Raw genomic sequence first — 22,631 nt, 5'->3', positions numbered from 1 at the left:
GCCCAGGCGATGGCCCGCGTCCTGCGCACGGTGGCCCAGCGGTTCACCGCCCCCGGCCTGCACCGGGCCCAGCTCGGTGCGGTACGGCGCGGCTGAGGACACGGAGCGGTGGACGCGGTGGGCCGGTCCGCCGTTGACCGAGAGGTCGGCGTGACGGGCGATGGGGTCGGGGTTGGTGCGCAGGCCCCGACGCAGCCGACAACCTCAGTGCTTCACCTACGACGGCTACCGTCGGCTGACCGAGGCCTGGACCCCGAAGACCGCCGACTTCGCGACCTCAGGCCGCACGGGCGCGTATCGGGTCGTGATCAATAAGCATCGCAGCTTGCGGGGCGGGTGCCCGTCCGGGGTACGGGGCCCGGCGATCTGCGGCTGCGCCGTGTGGGCGCGAGTGACCGGAAACGATGCCGCAGGCAGGCAACGGGGCCCGAGGGCCCGGACTGCGTGCCCGCCGGGACGGTGTGTCAGACCACGGCGAGTCGGTCCACCAGCAGTTCCACCCTCGGCTCGATGTCCTCCGGCGGCAGCCGTCCCGCCCGGGTCAGGGTGGCCAGCCCGTGCAGGGACGCCCAGAACACCTCAGTGAACAGCCCCGGGTGGACGCCGTCCCCGGCGACCTCGCCCAGGCTCTCCAGCAGCGCGGCGAAAGCGTCCTTCAGAGGCTCCGGGGTGTCCTCGTGTGCGAACGCCAAGCCGCCGTCGAGCTGGAACAAGGCGTCGTAGACGGCCGGGTTGCGTGCGGCGAAGTCGAGGTAGGAACGGGCGAGGGCGGCGACCCGCTCGCGCGGGCTGCTTGCTCTGGAGGCCGCGGCACGCACCGCCACGGCCATCTCGGTGGCGCCCTCGAGGGCGACGGCGCCGATGATCTCGCGCTTGCCGCGGAAGTGGCTGTAGAGGACGGGCTGACTGTATTCGATGCGCTCGGCGAGCCGGCGGGTGGTGACCGCGTCCCAGCCCTGCTGCTCGGCGAGTTCGCGGGCTGTCGCCACGATGAGGCGCTCGCGCTCCGCCCGTTCGCGCTGCTTGCGTTCCTGTACCGACATGTTTCGATCCTAGCACCGCTAGACAATCGAGCGGTAGCAGTACTAGCGTTGCCTCATCATCTAGCGGCGCTAGATCCCTGGAGGGATCCTCATGCTCAACGCACTCGAGGTGTTCACCACCGTGGTCGTCGGCCTGATGGTGGGGGTGGAGTTCTCCGTCGCCTTCGTCATCAAGCCGATCCTCGACGGACTCCCCGAGGACAGTGGCCAACTCGGCCATGCCCACGGGGGCCGGATGCTCGGCGCCGTGATGCCGGTCTGGTACATCGGCTCGCTCGTCCTCGTCGCGGTCTGGGCCATCGCCGGATGGCACCACCACGGCACCGGCCTCGTCGTCACCGCCGCCGCGCTGCTGATCCTCAGCGTGATCATGTCGATCCTGCTGCTCGTCCCGATCAACAACCGGAACAAGACGTGGACCCCTGACAACCGGCCCGCCGACTGGAAGCAGCAGCTGAACCGCTGGGAGCGCTTCCACTACGTCCGCGTCGCCGTCATCATCGCCGCCTTCACCCTGCTCGTCGCCGCCCTCGCCTGAGCCCGCGGGCCGGCACCGCGCTGGTGGCGCATGGCTCTCGGCTCTGGCTCGGGTGAGGTCTTTGATCCAGATCACCGACGCATCTGAAGCCCGGCGAGGTAGCTTTCCGGGGACTTGCCGTAGCGGGTCGCGATGCCCCGCAACGCCTTGACTGGTGCGAGGCATCGTGTTGATCACGGAGAGTAGCTCCCGTGTGGGATTGCCTGGAGCGCAACGAAGCCTCCAGGCAACCGACTTCAGGCTCTAGAAGAAGCCAAGCTTCTGAGGGCTGTAAGAACAAAGAATGTTCTTCGTCTGCTGGTAGTGGTCCAGCATCATCTTGTGGGTCTCGCGGCCGATGCCCGAGCCCTTGTAGCCGCCGAAGGCCGCGTGGGCCGGGTAGGCGTGGTAGCAGTTCGTCCAGACGCGGCCCGCCTGGATGGAACGCCCCGCGCGGTAGGCGGTGTTGATGTCCCGCGTCCACACGCCCGCCCCGAGGCCGTACAGCGTGTCGTTGGCGATCTTCATGGCGTCGTCGAAGTCGTCGAACGACGTCACGGACACGACCGGCCCGAAGATCTCCTCCTGGAAGATCCGCATGCGGTTGTCACCCTCGAAGATCGTCGGCTGGACGTAGTAGCCGCCCTTCAACTCGCCGTCATACTCGACGCGTCCACCGCCGGTCAGCACCTTCGCGCCCTCCTGTCGGCCGATGTCCAGGTAGGAGAGGATCTTCTCCAACTGGTCGTTGGAGGCCTGGGCGCCGATCATCGTGTCCGTGTCGAGCGGGTGCCCGGGCTTGATCAGCTCGGTGCGGGCGACCGCCGCCTCCAGGAACTCCCCGTAGTGGCCGCGCTGCACAAGCGCCCGCGAGGGACAGGTGCACACCTCGCCCTGGTTGAGCGCGAACATCGTGAAGCCTTCGAGCGCCTTGTCCAGGAAGTCGTCGTTCGCCGACGAGACGTCGTCGAAGAAGATGTTCGGCGACTTGCCGCCGAGCTCGAGCGTCACCGGAGTGATGTTCTCCGAGGCGTACTGCATGATCAGCCGCCCCGTCGTGGTCTCGCCGGTGAACGCCACCTTCGCCACGCGTGGGCTCGACGCCAGCGGCTTGCCGGCCTCGACGCCGAACCCGTTGACGATGTTCACCACCCCCGGCGGCAGCAGATCGGCCACCAGGCTCATCCAGTAGTGGATGGACGCCGGCGTCTGCTCGGCCGGCTTGAGCACGACCGCGTTGCCCGCCGCCAGCGCCGGGGCGAGCTTCCACGTCGCCATGAGGATCGGGAAGTTCCACGGGATGATCTGCGCGACCACGCCGAGCGGCTCGTGGAAGTGGTACGCCACCGTGTCGTCGTCGATCTCGGAGAGCGAACCCTCCTGCGCGCGGATCGCTCCCGCGAAGTACCGGAAGTGGTCGATGGCGAGCGGGATGTCGGCGGCCAGCGTCTCCCGGACCGGCTTGCCGTTCTCCCAGCTCTCCGCGACCGCCAGCTTCTCCAGGTTCGCCTCCATCCGGTCGGCGATCTTCCGGAGGATGTCGGAACGCTCGCCCACGGACATGCGGCCCCACGCGGGCGCCGCCGCGTGCGCCGCGTCCAGCGCCCGTTCCACGTCCTCGGCCGTCCCTCGGGCGATCTCCGTGAACGGCTGCCCGTTCACCGGACTCGGGTTCTCGAAGTACCGCCCAGTGGCCGGCGGCACGTACTCCCCGCCGATGAAGTGGTCGTAGCGCGCCTCGTACGAGACGATCGCGCCGTCGGTACCGGGCGCTGCGTAACGCGTCATGCTGCCTGCCTCCCGAGAACGCGCTGCCCGCCGTTGGGCAGCTCTCGCCGCGAGGGTAGGAACACCCACGTTGCGAGAACGTTGCGGTGCTGGGTGCGCCGGAGAGTGCTCCGGTGAGTCAGTGAGGTGTCGGACGGGTCGGTTGGCGTGCCCATCCCGGCGGTGCCGCCAGTTCGGACTCCAACTCCCGCAGGCGCGCCCGCGCCGCGGCCGTCGGGCGTACCGCCGCCAGAGCGCGCCATACGTCGAGGTCGTCCTCGCCCCAGGGCGCGTGCGCCCAGTCCGCCAGCAGGTCGGGGTCACGGCGGGCGATGAGCGCCGTACGCAACCCGTCGGCGAGCCGCTGCCGCAGCCGCACCACCGCCGGAGCCTGCGAGCCCGGCAGCAGCGGACCGCTGTATGCCGTCGCTGCCCCGGTGACCGCGCCTGTCTCCAGCCTCCGTTCCACGACGGCCACATCGGACTCGACCGGAACCATGAGCCGGTACGGCCGCGACCCCAGGAGCGCGGGCCCCAGCAGCCTGCGCAGCCGGGCCAGTTCGGCGCGCAGGGTCACCGGTGTCACCGACTCGTCCTCGTACAGCGCGCACAGCAGTTCGTCGCCGGTCAGCCCCTCCGGGTGCCGGGCGAGCAGCACCACGATCTCGCTGTGCCGACGGCTGAGCCTGATCCTCCGGCCGTCCACGACCAGGTGGGCCTCGTCCCGGCCGAGCGCCGTCAGGTCGAGCGTGTCGGCGGCTGCCGTCTCGAGCGGGGTGAGCAGCGCGAGCTGGGACTCCGCGGCGCGCGCCACCGCCTGCACGAATCCCAGGCTGTGCGGATGCGCGAGCCCGTCCCCACCGGTGATGTCCACCGCGCCGAGCACCCGGCCGGTGCGCGGATCGTGCACTGGGGCCGCCGCGCACGTCCAGGGCTGGACCCGCCGTATGAAGTGCTCCGCCGCGAACACCTGCACCGGTCGGTCCACGGCGACCGCCGTACCCGGAGCGTTCGTGCCGACCGCGCTCTCCGCCCAGCGCGCACCCGGAACGAAGTTCATCCGGTCCGCCCGCCGCAGCGTCGCCGGATGTCCCTCGACCCACAGCATCCTGCCCTGCGCGTCGCACACCGCCAGCAGATGCTCACCATCCGCCGCGAAGGTGCCCATGAGCTCCCGAACCAACGGCATCACCCGCGCCAGCGGATGCTCCGCCCGGTAGGAACCCAGGTCCCCGTCCGTGAGCTCCACGCTCGCGGTGCCGTCCGGGCCGACCCCCGCCCTGGCGGAACGCCGCCACGAATCGGCCACCACGGAACGCACCGGTCGCTCCACCGTGCCCGCCTCGGTGAACGCCTCATGTGCGTGGCGTAGCACCCGCACTCGCTCGATGGGGTCGGCCCCCGGTTCCAGGGCCACCCATGGATCGGTCAACTCGGCCTCCCCGGAAGGTGATGCGGCTCGCACCCCATCGTCGTCCTCACCTCTGGTCCGGACAAGTTCCTCGGCTGTCACCACCCCAGGTGCCCCGACCCAGGCCTGTCCGCACCCCGGACTGTCCGCACGAGCCGCCGGGCCCGCCGCCGGGTCAGGCGGAGTCGACCAGCTCTATGTAGCGTGCCCAGTCCCAGTTCGCTCCGGGATCGGTGTGGTCGGTGCCCGGTACCTCGTGGTGGCCGATGATGTGGGCTCGGTCCTTGGGGATGCCGTACCTGTCGCAGACGGCTGCGGCGAGTTTGGCCGACTGCCGGTACATCGCGTCGGTGAAGTAGGACGGCTGGTCCACCCAGCCCTCGTGCTCGATCCCGATGCTCCGTGTGTTGTAGTCCCAGTTGCCCGCGTGCCAGGCGATGTCGCGTTCCCGTACACATTGCGCGACGGACCCGTCCGCCGACCGCACGAGGTAGTGGGCGGACACCTGCTTGTGCGGGTCCTGGAAGATGGACAGTGCCTTCCTGTACGTCGTCTGCGTCACGTGGATGATCACGTAGTCGAGGGAGTGGCTCGTCGGGCGCTCGGCAGCCGTGTAGTTGGACGCGCTCGCCGGCTGCCATGTGGCGAGCGGGTAGTCGGGTGCATGCGGTTGCGCACCGGCCCGGGGGTCGGGCAGTAACGAGTAGGGGACCGCGGCGAGGGCCGCGCCTTTCAGCAGCCGTCGCCTGTTGGGGAACGGTCTCGCTCGCTCCACGGTGATTGCCCTTCGGTGGTGGGAGGTGAGGTGCGCACTCAACGCCGCAGCGTCGCCGCCGTTTCGGCGAGGCGCGCGTGCAGCCCTCGATGGGTCTCGCGTGCGGGCAGCCACTCCTTGCGGAGTTTGGCCACGCACGTGTAGTTGGTGTCGCAGACATTGGCGAGCGGCGACTCGACGGCCTGCGTGGCGAACTGGTACGCGTCCAGCTCACTGAAGCCGTAGTCACGCACCAACCACTGCACCAGGTCCAGCTGGGATATTCGGAAGGCGTCCTCCAACGGGCGCGCCGACCCCGTGGAGATGATGTGCGTGTCGGACTCGATGCGCGGCCACGGAGTGGCGATGTCCTTGAGCAGTTCGACGATCACCAACGTGTTCATGGCGCATTCGACGGCGACGCCGCATGTCTCGCCCTCTCCCTGCCGTGCGTGCCCGTCCCCGAGGCTCAGCAGTGCGCCCTCCACGTTCACCCCGAGGTAGCAGGTGACGCCGGCTCGCATCTCCGGCGTGTCCATGTTTCCGCCATGGGCGTCGGGAACCAGCGCGGACCGTACTTCGAGATTGGCGGGTGCCACCCCCACCGTGCCGTGCATCGGATCCATTGGCAGGTCGACCTGGATGTCGCTCTCGCGAGCCGTGAACCGCGCGGTGCGGCGGGCCCGGTCGAGCTGCCAGATCCACACGGTCTCCGGCAGCGGCGGCTGCAGCGTGGCCGTGGTGTGGGTGGAGGTCAGTGCCCCGAACAGCGGAACCGTCGTCGACGCCGCCCAGTCACGGGCCGGCTCGATCGACACGAAGTGCACGGCGATCGTGTCGCCCGGCTCGGCGCCCTCGACGTGGAAGGGTCCCGTCTGCGGGTTCAGGAACGGGAACTCGCACACCTGCGACACGAGGTCCTTCTCCGACCGCACCCGGCCTGCGAAACAGTCCTCCGTGTAGAGATCGAGGACGGTACCGGGCGCGATGCGTGCCACGGGTGGCGCACCGCCGAACGTCCAGGCGTACTCGTGTGGTTCGGGGCGTACCGTCAGGATGCGGGGGTCACTCATGATCGCACAGCTCCGTTCTGTCGAAGGGCGGGGCGTGGGGGCTCGTCGAGGAACAGGAACCTTCGCATCCCGAAGACCTCGCGCAGCAGCTCTGGAACCGACTCCATGGCCATGTGACCCCCGATGTGTGAACCCCCGATTCGAGCGAGCACGCAGTCACCGCCAGGACGGGCTGCGCCTCGCGTGAATCACGGTACGGCGCCTGGAGATCAGGCAGGAAGTGCTCGCCGATTTCGGTGGACAGCATCGGGATTGTGGATAACCTCGTCACCCGCACGAGGGAAGCTGCCGCCCCTACCTGTGCGCTACGGCCGCCCGGCCACCGCGGCGGGATCGTCCAGCACGCCGCGTACCACCGAGTGCGCCGCTCCGAGCAGCGGGCCCTCGGGACCCAGCCGCGACACGGTCACGGAACAGGCCGGTCCTGCCGTGCGGCGGGCCAACTCCCGCTCCAGGGAGGGCAGCAGCCACGGTGCGAGGCCAGCCAGCGCTCCGCCCAGCACTACGGTCTGCGGGTCCAGCAGGTTGACTGCGCCGGTCAGCGCGATACCGAGCGCGGTTCCGGCACCGCGCAGGGCACGCCGTACGTCCTTGTCGCCCTGGGCGGCACGTTCCGCCAGCAACTCGACGCGGTGTTCTCCCGGCGCGAGGCCCGCCGCCCGCAGGACGGCCTCCTCACCGGCGTACTGCTCCAGGCACCCACGCCCGCCGCACGCGCACTCCGGCCCTTCCGGCCGGACGGGTACATGCCCGAGCTCGCCTGCGAAACCGCGGGTTCCCCGCAGCAGTCGGCCGTCCACGACCACCGCGCCACCGATGCCGATCTCGGCGGAGACGTGCAGGAAGTCGCGAGGGGCACCCTCGCCGAGCCAGAGTTCGGCGAGCCCGCCGAAGTTGGCCTCGTTGTCCACCGCCAGCGGCAGGTCGCCGGACAACAGCGCGCCGAGGTCCGTGTCGTGCCAGTCGAGGTTGGGGGCGCGCACCACCGTACGGGCGTCACGTGCCACCAGGCCGGGTACGGCGACCGCGAGACCCGCGGGCCACAGCCCCTCCCGTTCCGCCGCTGCGACGACCTGTTCCACCAGCGCCGTCAGTTCACCGATCACGAGCTCGGGCGAGCGGCCGCGGTTCACGCCGTGCCGCACCGCCCGGGCCCGTACCTCGCCCCGCAGGTCGACCGCGCACACCGCGAGGTGGTCGACGCCGACCTCCGCACCGATCCCGGCCGGGCCGCGCCCGCTGAGGGCGAGTGCGGAACCCGGCCGGCCCACCCTGCCGGGCCGTTCGGGACCCAGCTCCTCGAGAAGGCCCGACCGGATGAGCTCGTCGACGAGGGTGGACACGGCCGCCCTCGTCAGACCGATGTGCGAGGCGACGGCGGCGCGGGACAGCGGCCCCTCGGCATTGACGGTGTGCATCACCCGGGAGAGGTTGCGACGGCGCATGCCCTGCTGGGTGTCGGGCAGCCGACGCCCGGGACTCGTGGGATGGGCCTCGTGCAGCGGTGCGGTCATGCCTCCGTCAGTCCTCGTGCGGCTGTCCTCTTCGGGAGGGCCGAGCCCGGTGAACGTGCCCGGTCCCTGGGGCTGTCGTGGTCGGGCGAGGCCCACCACCGTGGATGTGGCCCCCTCAGCGCTCGCCGGGCTCCCGCTCCAGCAGCGGCGCCGCGTCGGAGAGTACCCCGGCGATCCTGCTCAGCGTCGCCTCGTCCCGCTCCACCGGGCCGAGAACGGGCCCGCGCGCGGTGTCCCAGCGGCGGGCGACCGCCGCCGGGTCCTCGCCGGTCAGCAGCCCGGCCGCCTGCGCGGCGGCGCCGAGCGCGACCAGTTCCTTGGCCTCGGGAACCTGCACGGGCCGCCCCGACAGTCGCCGTACCGTCTCCTGCCAGGCCGTTCCCCGCGCGCCTCCGCCGATGAGCAGAAGCGGTGCGGAACGGTCCGCATCTGGGTCGAGCACCAGGTCCAGGGCTCCGAGCAGCGAGTGGACCGCGCCGTCGTACGCCGCCTGGAGGAGCTGCCCGGCCGTCGTGTCGTGCCGCAGTCCGTGCAGCAGGCCCGAGGCGTGCGGCAGGTTCGGGGTGCGCTCTCCGTCCAGGTAGGGGAGCAGGGTGACGCTCGTGCCGGGTTCGACGGCCTCGCGGTCCAGACCCAGCAGCTCGGCCACGCGGTCGACGGCGAGCGTGCAGTTCAGGGTGCAGGCCAGCGGCAGCCAGTCACCGCGCGCGTCGGCGAAGCCCGCCACCGTGCCGGTGGGGTCGGTGGGGCGCCGCGTCGAGACGGCGTACACCGTGCCGGAGGTGCCGAGGCTCAGCACCGGTGTGCCGGGACGCAGACCGAGTCCCAGTGCCGCGGCCGCGTTGTCGCCGGTACCCGGGGCTACCAGCGTGCCCTTGGAGAACGGCAGATCGTGCGTGTCCCGTACGGTGCCGGCCACCTCACCCGGCCGGACCACACGCGGCAGCAGCGCCGGGTCGAGCCCCACGTGGGCGAGGGTCTCCTCGTCGTACGCCTCCGTCCCGGACGCCCACCACCCCGTACCCGACACGTCACCGCGGTCCGTCGTGCCCTGTCCGGTCAGGCGCTCGGTGAGGTAGTCGTGCGGCAGGCGCACGGCGGCCGTGGCACGGACCGCCTCCGGCTCGTTCTCGGCGAGCCAGGCCCACTTCGTGACCGTGAAGGAGGCTCCCGGCACGCTTCCGGTGCGCTCGGCCCAGGTCTTCGGGCCGCCCAGCTCCTCCACCAGACGGCGGGCCTGCGGCGCCGAGCGCACGTCGTTCCACAGGAGCGCCGGGCGAACGGGGTCGCCCTGGGCGTCGAGCGTGACGAGCCCGTGCTGTTGCCCGCCGATCGACACCGCCGCGGCCTCGTGAGCCGCGTCCCCGCACTGGTGCAGCGCCGTACACAGGGCGTCCCACCACTGCCGCGGATCGCTCTCCCGGCCCGCCCCGGAGGACACGGTGTGCGGTGCCTGACCGCTCGCCACCACCCGTCCGGTCGACGCGTCGACGACCAGGGCCTTGGTGGACTGGGTGGATGTGTCCACCCCGACGACGAGTGGACCCTCGGCTGCTGACATCGGGCTCTCCCTCTTCCGCGGCTCGCGGGGTCTGGCCTGTATCTGGAGTCTCCCGGACCGCACGGCCCGGCTGTCACACACAGTCTCCTCGTGGAGAGACGTCGTCTCTTCCCAGAGATGCCTCCGCATACTAATTTGTTAAGCGCCATGACGAAATAGTCGGAGCGAGCAAGGAGCCGCGGCATGAACTACCAGCCCACCCCCGAGGACAGGTTCACCTTCGGCCTGTGGACCGTCGGCTGGCAGGGGAGGGACCCGTTCGGCGACGCCACCCGGCGTGCCCTCGACCCCGTCGAGACGGTGCGGCGCCTGGCGGAACTCGGTGCCCACGGAGTGACCTTCCACGACGACGACCTGATCCCCTTCGGGTCCTCCGACAGCGAGCGCGAGGCGCACATCAAGCGCTTCCGGGAGGCTCTCGACGCGACCGGCATGAAAGTGCCGATGGCCACCACCAACCTCTTCACGCACCCCGTCTTCAAGGACGGCGCGTTCACCGCCAACGACCGTGACGTGCGCCGTTACGCACTGCGCAAGACGATCCGCAACATCGACCTGGCGGCCGAACTGGGCGCAAAGATCTACGTCGCCTGGGGCGGCCGTGAAGGCGCCGAGTCGGGTGCGGCCAAGGACGTGCGGGCCGCGCTCGACCGCATGAAGGAGGCATTCGATCTCCTCGGCGAGTACGTGACCTCCCAGGGCTACGACCTGCGCTTCGCGATCGAGCCCAAGCCGAACGAGCCTCGCGGCGACATCCTGCTCCCCACGGTCGGCCACGCCCTGGCCTTCATCGAGCGCCTTGAGCGCCCGGAGCTGTACGGCGTCAACCCCGAGGTGGGCCACGAGCAGATGGCCGGCCTCAACTTCCCGCACGGCATCGCCCAGGCCCTCTGGGCGGGCAAGCTCTTCCACATCGACCTCAACGGCCAGTCCGGCATCAAGTACGACCAGGACCTGCGCTTCGGGGCGGGCGATCTGCGCTCCGCCTTCTGGCTGGTCGACCTCCTGGAGACCGCCGGATACGCGGGCCCGCGCCACTTCGACTTCAAGCCGCCGCGGACCGAGGACCTCGACGGCGTGTGGGCGTCGGCTGCGGGCTGCATGCGCAACTACCTCATCCTCAAGGAGCGGGCGGCCACCTTCCGCGCCGACCCCGAGGTGCAGGAAGCCCTGCGCGCCTCCCGCCTGGACGAGCTGGCCCAGCCGACGGCGGCCGACGGCCTGAAGGCGCTGCTCGCGGACCGTACGGCCTTCGAGGGCTTCGACGCGGAGGCGGCTGCCGCGCGCGGGATGGCCTTTGAACGGCTCGACCAGCTGGCGATGGACCACCTGCTGGGTGCGCGCGGCTGATGCTGCGGAGGGAGACGTGTGGCAGACCCTGAGGCGGGTTCTGCTCGCGTCTCCCTTCGTCGATCTCTGTGCGCCATTCTCCGGAATCATGCGGTCCATGGCATGAGTCCGTATCAACTCCCGTGCAGGGGTCGCGTGATGACCGGTTCGAGGCGACTCTTGTCGGTATGGCCATGCCGCCCTTACCGCCTCAGCCTCCTTGGCCGCCGGGAGGAACGCCGCCCCCGAACAGCGGTGGTTTCGGCCCGCCGCCGGGAGGCTTCGGGCCGCCACCGGGAGGGAGCGGAGGCCGGCCGCCTCCCGGAAGTACGCCTCCTGGTGGTACGCCCTCCGGTGGCACGCCTCCGGGAGGGCGCCGGAGTCTGTTCATCCTGCTTACGGTGATCGTCGCCCTGGGGGCCGTGGCGGCGGTGGCGCTGGTGGTCACCAGCGGTGACGGAACCTCCGACGAGAAGGCGCCTGCCGGGAACAGCCGGAGTACGGGGTCCTCGCCCACGCCGTCGTTGAGCATCCCCTCCCAGCTGCCCAGTGAACTGCCGTCGCTGCCCTCCGACCTGCCCAGCGACCTCGACTCGCTCTTCCCGGCCCCGGTGGGCGATGAAGTGCCCTACTACATGCTCCAGGAGGGCGATTGTTTCAACATGAACGACAGTCGACCCGGCCAGGCGGCCAAGCGCTCCTGCAGCAAGCCGCACGACGCCGAGGTCGTGCAGGTCACCGAACTGGAGGGCACCTACACGACCGACGCCGCCCTGAAGCAGGCAGCCTCCGCGCTGTGCGAGGAGACCTTGGACCGCAAGGCCGCGCGACAGCCTGCGGGCACCGTGCGCGGCACTCTCGTGCAGTACCCGGACCCCAACGGCTACGAGCTGGGCATCGACAACGTCGCCTGCAGCCTCTCGGCGGACCCCGGCGGCGACCGGAAACTCACGAAGCCACTGAAGTGAGCGACACTCCCGCGTAACCGGTCCGCACGGTGTGTCCCGGGCTCATGCCTCGCCGTCCGCCGACGCCAACGCGGTGGCCGGATCGTGGGCTGCCGGGCCTGCGGGCAGCCAGTGGCCGTGTTCCTCGCGGTACGGCCACCAGCGGCCGTCCCGGCCGAGGCGGAGCTGGGTCGAGGTGCCGATCACCGTCCAGCGGTTGTGGGAGGCCCGCAGCCGCGGTCGGTCATCGTCGTCCCAGGCCGATTCCAGTGCGGCACGCGCGCGTGCGAGGGGTTCCTCCTCGGGGAGCCACTCGTCCTCCAGCACCGACAGCGCGGCCGCGCCTCCGTACCGCCAGGCACGGACGGCGATCTCCAACTCCTCCTGACCGCGCCCCGCACCCTCGGCCAGGCGCGCGGCAATCGCCGCTTCGGAAGCGTCGGCGGCGAGTCGGACGGCATCCTGGGAGAGCGTCAACTCCTCCTCGACCCCTTCCTGTTCGTGCCCCGGCGCAAGCGCCGCGGCGAGCAGCCGGTGGGCCTCCGTCGCGGCACGCGAGGCGAGGAACGTCAGGGCGGCCGGGTCGACTCCGGGTGCGGGTGGCGTCTCGGTGTCCAGCGAAGGCGAGGAGCCGGGCTGTGCGGGCAGCTCAGGGGCTGAGGGAAGCGGCGGGAGGATACTCCCGCTCGCGTACGCCTCGGCGGCGTCCACGCCCTCCTGAGGGGCTTCCTCGGAGGGCGTGGGCTCCTCCTCACCCGGGCTGACGCTGCGCACCTGGAGGTGGTCGAGCACCTCGCGCTCACTGCGCCCACGCATCAGCAGCAGCACGAACGGATCCTGGTCCAGCAGCCGCGCCATCTGGTAGCAGAGCGCCGCGGTGTGACCGCAGTGGTCCCAGGCGCCGCAGTCGCACTCCGGCTCCAGGTCGCCGAGCCCCGGCAGGAGTTCCACTCCGGCGTCGGCGGCGTCCTCGACGAGATGCGGTGGCATCTCACGGTCGAGCAGGGCAGCGATGTGCCCGGCCCGTTCGACGGCCATGTCGAGGAAGCGGTCCCATTGTTCCGCGGACAGTTCCTGAAGCAGGACGTCGGCACGGTGCGTCGTGCGGTCGTGGTCCTGGACGACGGCGGTGATGCGCCCCGGGCGCACCGAGACGGCGCCCACGCCTCCCGCGCGCGCGAGCCTGCGGCCGGTCTTCACCTGCTGGGAGTCCAGGGCCGCGTCCTCCAGTGCCTTCAGCCAGGCCCGGCCCCACCAGGTCTGGGCGAAGCCGCGCCCGTGCGCGGGCGGCAGTGCGGCGAACGTGCGCTCGGCGTCGTGTTCCCTCATCGTGTGCCCTCTCGCAGCTCCACCAGGTCGGCCAGTTCGGTATCGGACAGCTCGGTGAGTGCTGCCTCGCCCGAACCGAGGACCGCGTCGGCCAGCTCCCGTTTGCGCAGCAGCATGTCGGCGATGCGGTCCTCGATGGTTCCTTCCGCGATCAAGCGGTGCACCTGGACGGGCCGGGTCTGACCGATGCGGTACGCGCGGTCGGTCGCCTGCGCCTCCACGGCCGGGTTCCACCAGCGGTCGTAGTGCACGACGTGCTCGGCGCGGGTCAGGTTCAACCCGGTGCCGGCGGCCTTCAACGACAGCAGGAAGACGGGGATCTCGCCGTCCTGGAACCGCCGGACCATCGCCTCGCGCTCCTGAACGGGTGTCCCGCCGTGCAGGAACTGCGACGACACACCGCGCGCGGACAGGTGCTGTTCGATGATCCGCGCCATCTGCACGTACTGGGTGAAGACGAGAACACTCGCCCCCTCGGAGAGGATCGTGTCGAGCAACTCGTCCAGCAGTTCCAGCTTGCCCGACCGCCCCACGATCCTCGGTCGCTCCTCCTTGAGGAACTGCGCGGGGTGGTTGCAGATCTGCTTCAGCCCGGTCAGCAGTTTCACGATCAGCCCGCGCCGGGCCATGTGGTCGGCACCGGAGATCACGGTGAGACTCTCGCGGACCACGGCCTCGTACAACCCCGTCTGTTCCGTCGTGAGCGACACGGCACGGTCGGTCTCGGTCTTCGGCGGCAGTTCGGGCGCGATACCGGGGTCCGATTTGCGGCGGCGCAGCAGGAACGGCCGCACGAGCCGGGCGAGTCGCTCCGCCGCGGCGGGATCCTGGCCCCCTTCGACCGCCTGGGCGTACTGGGCGCGGAACGTGCCGAGCCTGCCGAGCAGACCTGGTGTCGTCCAGTCGAGGATCGCCCACAGCTCGGAGAGGTTGTTCTCCACGGGCGTGCCGGTGAGTGCCACGCGCGCGCGTGCGCTGATGCCGCGCAGCTCCTTCGCCGTGGCCGAGTACGGGTTCTTCACGTGCTGCGCCTCGTCCGCCACGACCATGCCCCAGGTGATCTCGCCCAGCTGCGGCGCGTCGAGACGCATCGTGCCGTACGTGGTGAGCACGAACTCGCCGTCCGCCAGATCCGCCAGGGAGCGTCCGGCGCCGTGGAAGCGACGCACGGGTACACCGGGTGCGAACTTCTCGATCTCCCGCTGCCAGTTGCCCATCAGCGAGGTGGGGCAGACCACGAGGGTGGGGCCGGCGGCCGACGGGTCGGTCTGCCGGTGCAGATGCAGGGAGATGAGGGTGATCGTCTTGCCGAGGCCCATGTCGTCGGCCAGGCAGCCGCCGAGCCCCAGGGAGGTCATGCGGGCCAGCCAGTTGAGCCCCCGCAGCTGGTAGTCGCGCAGCGTGGCCGCGAGCGCGGCGGGCTGCCCGACCGGCTCCTGCTCCTCAGGCTCCGCCAGCCGCTCCTTCAGCGTCGCCAGCCATCCCGTGGGCCGGACATCGACCCGGAGGCCGTCGATCTCCGTGGAGCCCGTCAAGGCGGCGCCGAGGGCGTCGATGGGCGTGACCTTGCGGTCCTGCTGAGCGAGGGCGCGGCGTACCTCCCCGGGGTCCACGAGAACCCACTGGTCACGCAACCGCACCATGGGGCGGTTCGCTTCGGCCAGACGGTCCAGCTCCTGCCGGGTGAGCTGCTGGTCGCCCAGCGCGAACCGCCAGTTGAAGGCGAGGAGCGCGTCGGCCGAGAGGAACGACGGTGCGCCCGACTCGGTGCCGGCCGCCTCCTGGCCGTCGTCCGGCGGCCCGATGACCGCGCGGGCGGTCAGTCGGCGCGCCAGTTGTCTGGGCCAGTGGACTTCGACTCCCGCGGCAGCCAGGAGCCGGGTGCCCTCGCCGAGCAGTTCGGTGATCTCGTCGTCGGCCAGCTCCAGGGAGTCCGGCACGGCCGCCGACAGCAACGGTGTGAGAGGCGACCAGGCACGGGCCCCGCGCCTCAGCGCGAGCAGGGCGTCCATCCGCGCGCGGGGACCGAAGGTCCCGGTGCCTGCCCACACCGCGGCGGCATCCGCGACGAGCCCGGGAACGTCGGCGCTGTGCAGCTGAGGCACGACCCGGAACGACAGCGGCGTCTCGTCCGCCAGGTCGGACGCGAGACCGGGCACTTCGACACGCAGGGAGAGGCGGACCCCGGCGTCGTGTCCGGCGGCGACATCGGCCGCCCAGGCGCGTTGCTCGGGCAAGTGCTGCGGCTTCGAAGAGGCGAACGCCGGGGCGCCCGCCGCGAGTGCCGCGGCGGGGGAGCGGGGCAGCGTGTCGGCGACTGCGTCCAGGAAAGCGCGCAGCAGCCGCTCCGGGTCGGGTAGCAGTAACGGCTCCGCGCCGTCCAGGGGCACGGCATGGGCCTCGGGCGGCATCGCGGCGGCCAGGTCACGCAGTCGCTGCAGGTCATCGGCCCGCAGCGGGCCGGTACGCCACGCGTCGTGGTCGGTCGCGGACAGCCCGGGCAGCAGAAGACCCCGCGCGGCCAGCTGGAGCGCGAGCAAGGCTGCCGCACCCCAGAACGCGGTCGCCCGGTGTGCCCGCGCGGTGGCACGCGCGCGCGTGAGGACCGGCAACGCGTCCCGTACCGGCAGGAGGACAGCGGGTACGGCCACCGTTTCGACGCTGTCGCCACCGGGCACGACGACGGTCACTTCGTCGGTGAAGGCCGCAGCGACCACAGGGGGCGCGGCGCCATCGGGCCGCCAGAAGGCGACGTGGCCGGTACGGGACGGGTCCGCGGGCATGAACATGGCACAGCAGCAAGCCAGTTCGGCGATCTGGAGCGGCGTCGTGGTGGGAATCCTCTGCACGGTCAAGCGTGTTCCTCAAATTTGACTACTTGAGTCGGAGCCGCCGAGGGTACAGCGCTCCGGCGCTCTGCGGGGATACTGGGAGAGTGGTGTGGGTCACCTTTTGCGCCCCTCAGGGGTGCGTCAGGGTTCCGTCAGGGGTGCATCAGGGTCGGTGCTGGAACTGCTCGAAGCGCGGACCCGTTCTCAGGGCAGAGAGCGGCAGTGGCCGCGAAGGAGGCGACGGAGATGTCGAAGAACGCGAAGATCGCTGCAGGAGGTGCGGCGGTCGGGATCATTCTGTTGATCTTGCTGCCCTTCCCCTTCTGGGCCAACCTCCTGATACTGCTGGGGATTCCGGCAGCCGCATACCTCATGCTGGACCCCTCGCAGCGGCGCAGGCTGCGCCGCGTCTCCCGCAAGGAGCTCGGCCGCTGAGGCGTCACCGGCCCGCGGCGCGGGCCGGTGATCGGTGAGGGCTCAGTTGGGTCGTACCGCGATCTTGTCGAGGGACTCCAGGAGCCCGGGCAGTTCCGGTCCCCGCCCCACGGGCAGCACCTCACCGGGCTCCTCGTCCAGGAGGAGGAACGCGATGTCGTCGGTCCTGGCGACCATGGACCAGCCGGGGCCGTCGGCGCGGAGGGTCCGTGCGTCACCCGGTGCGAAGGACGAGCGGATGCGTCCCGGCGGAGGCGGAGTGTCGACGTACGCGCGCACCTCCGCGAGGACGCGGTGGATGCTGCTGCGGGTGCTCCTCTGCCCGGCATCGTCCTTCTGTGAGGTGCTGTCCCCGGCCTGCGAGGTGCCGTCCCCGGCCTGCGGGGGCTCGCCGGACGTCTCGCCGTCCTCGCGGTTCACGAACGCGTCGTCGCCGAGCTGCTCCCGCCAGATGGCCCACTGCAGCGCGATCTCGTCGGCTCCGAGACGCCGCTGGGCAGGACCCCAGATCTCGGTGTTCGGCGGGCGCAAGGGTGGCCGTTCGGCGATCTCGGGCGGAGGATCGTGCGGAGCGGGCACGCCGGGCGCCGCCACGGCCACCGCGAGGGGCCAGCCGGGCAGCGCGGCCACGACCGACCGCTCGTCCGGGGACAGGTCGTACTCCATGCCGCAGTCCCACGACGCGATGGCCACGGCCACCAGCGACACGTCATCGACTACGACCGTCCAGCGCGCCCCGTCGCCGTCCTGACCCAGCACGAGGCCGTACCCGTCGGCGAGCGGCGCGAGGCCGAGCGCCGCGCAGGCCTCCGGATAGTCGTCGCCCAGCACGCTGGGGAACTGCGCCGGCGTCAGCAGTACAGCGGTCAGTACATACAGCGCGTCGTCGTCCCCGGCGGCGACGGCGTCCTCGTCCGTCCCGGCCATCCCAGCCTCCCCATCGGTCTCGTCCGTCGGCGCACCCTAATCCGCCCGGAAGGCGCTTGTCACGACTGCCAAGCCCCGGGCGGAGCACGGTCGTCCTACGGACCGGGACGAAACGACCGTACGCCGCCACTCGGTCAGGCGGCGGGCAGCCCGAGGAGGTCGCGTGCCACCCTCTGTGGCGACTCGTCGCGCTCCCGGGCGAGTGCGATGACAGCCCGGCACGCCAGTTCGCTCACCCCGAAGGACAGCGCTTCCGGTGACACCCACGTCGTTGCTTCGTCGATCCGGTCCTGATCGTCCTCCGCGCACGCCGAGACGTACACTGCGGCAGCCTCGAAGAGGTTGTGCTGGCGCTTGTCCTTACTGGTGTCGACGTCCGCGCGCATGGCCTTGACGAATCCGCCGATGGACTTTCGGAGCCTGTCGAACATATGGGCTACCTTCCCCCCTGTGTTGATGTCACTGATCGCTCAAGTGCTCCTATTCAACGTAGAGTTGCAGCCTCGGTGACAGAAGAGGGGCACTGGGTGAAGCACCTGCGTCGTTCGTGGCTCAGCCGTCGCGTTCGGCCAGTGCCAGGAACCGGTCGTCCTCGTCCGCGTAGGACGTCATCCGCCAGCCCGACCCCGCGAGCAACGGCCCCAGATTGGCCTCCGCGCGCAGATCGTCAGGAGTGAGCTGCCGACCCTGGCGTGCCGCGAGTGCCGCCCTGCCGATCGAGTGGAAGAGCGCCAGTATGCCGCCAGGGCGTACCACCCGGGCCAACTCACGCAGGTTCTCGGCGGGAGCCGGCAGGTGCGCGATGAGCCCCGCCGCGAACACCGCGTCAAGTGACTCCGTGCGCAGGGGCAGGGCGGACACGTCCGCGAGGAGCAGCTGCCCGTCGCGGTCCCGTCCGGCCCGCGTGGCGGCCTGAAGCATGGCCGGCGTCAGATCGGCCCCCAGCACGACTCCGGAGGGCCCCACGGCGGCACGCAGCGGCGGCAAGGCCCGTCCGGTGCCGCAACCCGCGTCGAGTACGCGGTCGCCCGCACGGAGCCCGAGCTCGACGACCGCGGCCGCGAAAACGGGACCGTCGTCGGGGAACCGCGTGTCCCAGGCCGCGGCGCGCGCCGTGAAGAACTCCTGGACGTGTGTGTGGTCGTCGCTCATGTCCGCATGATCCCTCACCGGTGCGGAGGGCGGCGCGGTGCGCACGTTCGAGCGTGACGCGATCGTTCCAGCGCAGATATGCGTCACATTGCACCAGCTTTCGAAACGAGCTCCCCTTGTGCGCCCTGGTGCGGACTAGCGTCCCGGGGCCATGGGACACCTGGACCACGCCGCCTTCGGGTGGCTGACACCCGTGCTGTCGTACGTGATGGCCTGCACAGGTGCCGCACTCGGGCTGCGCTGTACCGTCCGCGCGCTCGGGGCCGACGGGAGGTCGCGCCGCAACTGGCTGGTCACCGCGGCCTCCGCGATCGGCACCGGCATCTGGACCATGCACTTCGTGGCCATGCTGGGATTCAGCGTCGGTGGCACCGAGATCCGCTACGACGTGCCATTGACGATCCTCAGCCTTCTCGTCGCCATGGCTGTCGTCTGCGCGGGAGTCTTCACCGTCGGGTACGGCCGGGACCGTACCCGCGCACTGCTTGTCGGCGGACTCACGACCGGACTGGGCATCGCGAGCATGCACTACCTGGGCATGGCGGCGGTGCGTCTGCACGGTGACGTGAGCTACGACCCGGTGCGCGTCGCGCTCTCCGTCGTGATCGCCGTGATCGCGGCGACGGCGGCTCTGTGGGCCGCGCTCAACATCAGCTCACCGCTCGCTGTCACCGTCGCCTCTCTCGTCATGGGGGGCGCGGTGAGCAGCATGCACTACACCGCGATGTTCGCGGTGAGTGTGCGTGTCGTGCCCTCCGGCGAGATCCTGCCCGGGGCCACGGCGATGCAGTTCATCTTCCCCCTCGCCGTCGGCCTCGGGTCCTATCTCTTCCTGACCTCGGCATTCGTCGCGCTGTCGCCGACGGACGGGGAGCGGGAGGCGTCCGCGTCGGCCCAGCGCCCCATCGAGAGCGCCACCCACTGAGACGCGCGCGACCGCTGCTCGGGCACTTTGAACCACTCCGATCGAGGAGGCCATGCGTACACCCCGCAGGACCCCGACAGCCGACGCCGAGCCGTCGGCTCGGCCCCCGGTGCGTGGCCGCCGTGCCCACGCGGGGCCGCCCGCTGACGAGCGCCCTGACCTCGATGCCGCCACCACCGGCCCTTCCCCGCGCGCCGGACGGTGGCACATACGGCCACGCACCGTACGGGCCAAGATCGTCTGCCTGTTGATGGTGCCCGTCGTCTCGTTGCTCGCCCTGTGGGCCTACGCCACGGTCAGTACCGCCCAGGATGTCTCCCGCCTCAGGCAGTCACAGCGCGTCGACGCCTCCGTGCGAGCCCCGGTCGCTGCCGCCGTCGCCGCGCTCCAGGCCGAGCGGACAGCCGCCGTGCGCCTGGCCACCGCCCCCGCCCCGGGACGGGAGAGCGACCTGAGGGAGCGGGCGGAGCGCACCGAACAAGCCGTCGCCGAGCTGAGACTCGGGGACCGCTACACCGTCGCCGACGGCGCTGACCTGCCCGCCGGAGTGGCCGAGCGCCTGAATGCTTTCGTCACCGGGGCCGAGCAGTTGCGTGCACTGCGGGCCACCCTGTTCGACGGCGGCTCCGGCTGGCGCCCGGTGTACAGGCAGTACACCGCGACGATCGCCACGGCCTTCGGGGTGGCAGGAGCACTCACCGGCATCCAGGACACCGAGTCCGGCTCCGAAGCGCGGGTCCTGCTCGAGTTCTCCCGCGCGGGCGAGGCGCTGGCCCAGGAAGACGCGTTGCTCGTCGGCGCCCGGCTCGCAGGAACCCTCGACGGCGAGCGCCTGCGCCTGTTCACCGGCGCCGTCGAGACCGGTCGCACCCTGACCGAAACAGCCGTGCCGGACCTGCGCGGATCCGACCGCGCCGCCTGGAGTGGCCTCACCGAGAGCGGCGTCTACGCGGCCCTGAGGAACATCGAGGACCGGGTGCTCTCGGTCCACCCGGGTGCGAGGGCCGCAGGGGCCGTGTCCGAGGCCGACTGGAACAGGGCTCACGCGCGCGTGCAGGACGGCATGCGGGCGATCGAGGCGGGCGCCGGACCCGACGGTGCGGACCGGGCCGACCCGTTCACCCGCGGCCTGTTCACGCCGGCCGGTGCGGCGGTCCTCCTGGGGCTCGTCGCCGTCGCCGCGTCACTCGTGATCTCCGTACGGATCGGACGCGCCCTCGTCGTCGAGCTCGTGAGCCTGAGGAACAGCGCCCTGGAGATCGCCCGTCGCAAACTCCCCGAGGCCATGCGCAAGCTGCGCGCGGGGGAGGAGATCGACGTCAACGCGGAGGCCCCGCCCAGGCAACCCGCGGAAGACGAGACCGGACAGGTCGCCGAGGCCCTTGGCACCGTGCACCGTGCCGCCCTCCGGGCCGCGGCCGAGCGCGCAGAGCTGGCCGACGGCATCTCCGGAGTCTTCGTCAACCTCGCCCGCCGCAGCCAGGTCCTCGTGCACCGCCAACTGAGCCTGCTGGACAGCATGGAGCGCAGGTCCGACGACCCGAACGAGCTGAGCGATCTCTTCCGGCTGGACCACCTGACCACGCGTATGCGGCGCCACGCGGAGAGCCTGATCATCCTCTCGGGGGCGGCCCCCGGCCGCGCCTGGCGTATGCCGGTCTCACTGACCAACGTTGTCCGTGCGGCCGTCTCGGAAGTCGAGGACTACGCGCGCGTGGAGGTACGGCAACTCCCGGAGGCGCAGATCGCGGGCACCTCCGTCGCCGACCTCACCCACCTCCTGGCCGAGCTCGTGGAGAACGCCGCACAGTTCTCGCCGCCCCACACGCGTGTGCGCGTCAGCGGTGAGCCGGTCGGCAACGGCTATGCCGTCGAGGTCGAGGACCGCGGTCTTGGCATGGGCAAGGAGAAACTCGCCGAAGCCAACCGGCGCATCGAACAGTCCGAAGCCCTGGACCTGTTCGACAGCGATCGGCTCGGTCTGTTCGTGGTCAGCAGACTCGCCTCCCGGCACGACATCAGGGTCCACCTGCGGACCTCGCCCTATGGCGGCACCACCGCGGTCGTCCTGCTGCCCACAGCCCTGCTGCACACGGGCTCGGCGGAACGTTCACCCCGTCCGGCCTCCGACACAGGGCGAACCGTCGACACGGGACAGGTCGTCGGCGCGGGCCAAGCCGTCGACAGTGGGCAGGTGTTCGATACGGGGCAGGTCGTAGGCGCGGGAGAAGCCTCTGACCTCGCCTACGCGCGCGTGCAGGCCGCCCCTCGGCAGGAGCCGGTCCAGCAGCCCGCAGAGCGGCCCGCGCTGGTGGCTCCGGTGGCGTCCGCCGTGGAGGAGGGCTCGGCGGCGGACGCCACACCCACGGCCTCACTCCCCGGTGTCGCCACGTTGCGCCCGCACCGCGTCGTGCATGGCTCCGAAGGGCCCGACGAGCTCCCCCGCCGGGTACGCCAGGCGAACCTGGCGCCCCAACTGCGCGGGCGTCGCCCCGATCCACCGGCACCAGCGCCAGACCTCCGAGGCCCCAGGCCCGACGAACGCACCCCCGAACTCGTACGGGACCGCATGGCGGCCTACCGCGACGGCTGGGTGCGCGGCGGCGGCAGGGCACCCGGCCACCGTGCCACCACCCCCGACCACGTGGTGGGCGGCGACACCAGTGAAGGAGACCCCGCATGAACCAGGACCCGAGCACGAGAGCCGGCCAGCGGTCCGGCGAACTCGACTGGCTGCTGGACGACCTGGTACTGCATGTGGGCGACGTCCGGCACGCCGTGGTGCTCTCGAACGACGGACTCGCCGTGGGTGCGTCCACCGGTCTCGAACGCGAGGACGCCGAGCACCTGGCCGCGGTCGCCTCCGGTTTCCACAGCCTGGCCAAGGGGGCGGGCCGCCATTTCGGTGTCGGCGGCGTCCGTCAGACCCTGGTGGAGATGGACGACGGCTTCCTGTTCGTGGTGGCCGCCGGCGACGGCTCATGCCTTGCCGTGCTCACCGCCGTCACAGCCGACATCGGTCTGGTCGCGTTCGAGATGGCGCGCTTGGTGAAACGTGTTGGCGAGCATCTGCACACGCCGCTGCGCGCCGCCGCGAGCCCGCCGGTCACCAGGTG

General features: G+C 71.1%; 19 protein-coding genes. 7 read left to right on the top strand and 12 right to left on the bottom strand.

The genetic code is table 11. The features are described from left to right. Window positions 1-464: 464 nt before the first annotated feature. Window positions 465-1,043 carry a TetR/AcrR family transcriptional regulator gene (locus FNH08_RS17440; RefSeq protein ID WP_152772410.1) on the bottom strand — a complete coding sequence of 193 codons (579 nt, stop codon included), beginning with the start codon at window positions 1,041-1,043 and terminating at the stop codon, window positions 465-467. Between the two features lie 91 nt (window positions 1,044-1,134). Here FNH08_RS17440 and FNH08_RS17435 point away from each other — a divergent pair, with 91 nt between their 5' ends. After that, entirely contained in the window at window positions 1,135-1,581 is a 447-nt protein-coding gene (locus FNH08_RS17435) for a DUF1772 domain-containing protein (protein WP_152772409.1), read from the top strand. Window positions 1,582-1,824: 243 nt separating this feature from the next. Here FNH08_RS17435 and adh read toward each other — a convergent pair whose 3' ends face one another. The 6 genes from adh to xylB all read right to left on the bottom strand — a co-directional run bounded on the left by adh (window position 1,825) and on the right by xylB (window position 9,640). Then, on the bottom strand, window positions 1,825-3,348 hold the full coding sequence (gene adh, locus FNH08_RS17430; RefSeq protein WP_152772408.1) for an aldehyde dehydrogenase: 1,524 nt from the start codon (window positions 3,346-3,348) through the stop codon (window positions 1,825-1,827). Between the two features lie 118 nt (window positions 3,349-3,466). After that, window positions 3,467-4,759, bottom strand: a complete 1,293-nt coding sequence (locus tag FNH08_RS17425; RefSeq protein ID WP_152772407.1) for a GAF domain-containing protein — start codon at window positions 4,757-4,759, stop codon at window positions 3,467-3,469. A gap of 154 nt (window positions 4,760-4,913) precedes the next feature. Next, the gene (locus FNH08_RS17420) at window positions 4,914-5,513 is read right to left on the bottom strand and encodes an N-acetylmuramoyl-L-alanine amidase (RefSeq protein ID WP_322724711.1); all 600 of its coding nucleotides are present in this window, start codon (window positions 5,511-5,513) and stop codon (window positions 4,914-4,916) included. Window positions 5,514-5,551: 38 nt separating this feature from the next. Continuing rightward, on the bottom strand, window positions 5,552-6,565 hold the full coding sequence (locus FNH08_RS17415; RefSeq protein WP_152772405.1) for an acetamidase/formamidase family protein: 1,014 nt from the start codon (window positions 6,563-6,565) through the stop codon (window positions 5,552-5,554). 305 nt (window positions 6,566-6,870) lie between these two features. After that, window positions 6,871-8,079 carry an ROK family transcriptional regulator gene (locus FNH08_RS17410; protein WP_152772404.1) on the bottom strand — a complete coding sequence of 403 codons (1,209 nt, stop codon included), beginning with the start codon at window positions 8,077-8,079 and terminating at the stop codon, window positions 6,871-6,873. A gap of 115 nt (window positions 8,080-8,194) precedes the next feature. Next, on the bottom strand, window positions 8,195-9,640 hold the full coding sequence (gene xylB / locus FNH08_RS17405; protein WP_152772403.1) for a xylulokinase: 1,446 nt from the start codon (window positions 9,638-9,640) through the stop codon (window positions 8,195-8,197). A gap of 183 nt (window positions 9,641-9,823) precedes the next feature. Between xylB and xylA the strand changes: the two genes are divergently transcribed. After that, on the top strand, window positions 9,824-10,990 hold the full coding sequence (gene xylA, locus FNH08_RS17400) for a xylose isomerase (protein ID WP_152772402.1): 1,167 nt from the start codon (window positions 9,824-9,826) through the stop codon (window positions 10,988-10,990). Window positions 10,991-11,370: 380 nt separating this feature from the next. Beyond that, window positions 11,371-11,937 carry a hypothetical protein gene (locus FNH08_RS50785; protein WP_194238514.1) on the top strand — a complete coding sequence of 189 codons (567 nt, stop codon included), beginning with the start codon at window positions 11,371-11,373 and terminating at the stop codon, window positions 11,935-11,937. 42 nt (window positions 11,938-11,979) lie between these two features. Here FNH08_RS50785 and FNH08_RS17390 read toward each other — a convergent pair whose 3' ends face one another. Next, the gene (locus FNH08_RS17390) at window positions 11,980-13,245 is read right to left on the bottom strand and encodes an SWIM zinc finger family protein (protein WP_152772401.1); all 1,266 of its coding nucleotides are present in this window, start codon (window positions 13,243-13,245) and stop codon (window positions 11,980-11,982) included. Then, window positions 13,242-16,034, bottom strand: a complete 2,793-nt coding sequence (locus FNH08_RS17385) for a DEAD/DEAH box helicase (protein ID WP_152772411.1) — start codon at window positions 16,032-16,034, stop codon at window positions 13,242-13,244. Before FNH08_RS17385 ends, FNH08_RS17390 begins: the two co-directional genes overlap by 4 nt. Window positions 16,035-16,322: 288 nt before the next feature. Between FNH08_RS17385 and FNH08_RS17380 the strand changes: the two genes are divergently transcribed. Next, window positions 16,323-16,511, top strand: a complete 189-nt coding sequence (locus tag FNH08_RS17380; RefSeq protein WP_152772400.1) for a hypothetical protein — start codon at window positions 16,323-16,325, stop codon at window positions 16,509-16,511. Between the two features lie 42 nt (window positions 16,512-16,553). Here the strand turns inward: FNH08_RS17380 and FNH08_RS17375 are convergent, their stop codons facing one another. The 3 genes from FNH08_RS17375 to FNH08_RS17365 all read right to left on the bottom strand — a co-directional run bounded on the left by FNH08_RS17375 (window position 16,554) and on the right by FNH08_RS17365 (window position 18,590). Continuing rightward, window positions 16,554-17,438 (bottom strand): hypothetical protein, encoded by an 885-nt coding sequence (locus FNH08_RS17375; RefSeq protein WP_152772399.1) that lies wholly within the window; start codon window positions 17,436-17,438, stop codon window positions 16,554-16,556. Between the two features lie 134 nt (window positions 17,439-17,572). Beyond that, window positions 17,573-17,869 carry a hypothetical protein gene (locus FNH08_RS17370; protein ID WP_152772398.1) on the bottom strand — a complete coding sequence of 99 codons (297 nt, stop codon included), beginning with the start codon at window positions 17,867-17,869 and terminating at the stop codon, window positions 17,573-17,575. 121 nt (window positions 17,870-17,990) lie between these two features. Then, entirely contained in the window at window positions 17,991-18,590 is a 600-nt protein-coding gene (locus FNH08_RS17365; RefSeq protein ID WP_152772397.1) for a class I SAM-dependent methyltransferase, read from the bottom strand. A gap of 151 nt (window positions 18,591-18,741) precedes the next feature. Between FNH08_RS17365 and FNH08_RS17360 the strand changes: the two genes are divergently transcribed. From FNH08_RS17360 to FNH08_RS17345, 3 genes are all read left to right on the top strand, one after another. Continuing rightward, window positions 18,742-19,515, top strand: a complete 774-nt coding sequence (locus FNH08_RS17360; protein ID WP_152772396.1) for an MHYT domain-containing protein — start codon at window positions 18,742-18,744, stop codon at window positions 19,513-19,515. 52 nt (window positions 19,516-19,567) lie between these two features. Continuing rightward, a complete protein-coding gene (locus FNH08_RS17355) occupies window positions 19,568-22,198 on the top strand; it encodes a sensor histidine kinase (protein ID WP_194238513.1) in 2,631 nt (876 codons plus the stop codon). Further along, window positions 22,195-22,631 (top strand): roadblock/LC7 domain-containing protein (locus FNH08_RS17345; RefSeq protein WP_152772394.1); only part of this gene is annotated, 437 nt, incomplete at its 3' end. The genes FNH08_RS17355 and FNH08_RS17345, both read left to right, overlap by 4 nt.

This window comes from Streptomyces spongiae (assembly GCF_009377185.1).
GTDB classification, from domain to species: Bacteria; Actinomycetota; Actinomycetes; order Streptomycetales; family Streptomycetaceae; genus Streptomyces; species Streptomyces spongiae.
Note: the sequence above shows the minus strand (reverse complement) of the source record. Positions and strands in the feature narration are given on the sequence as shown.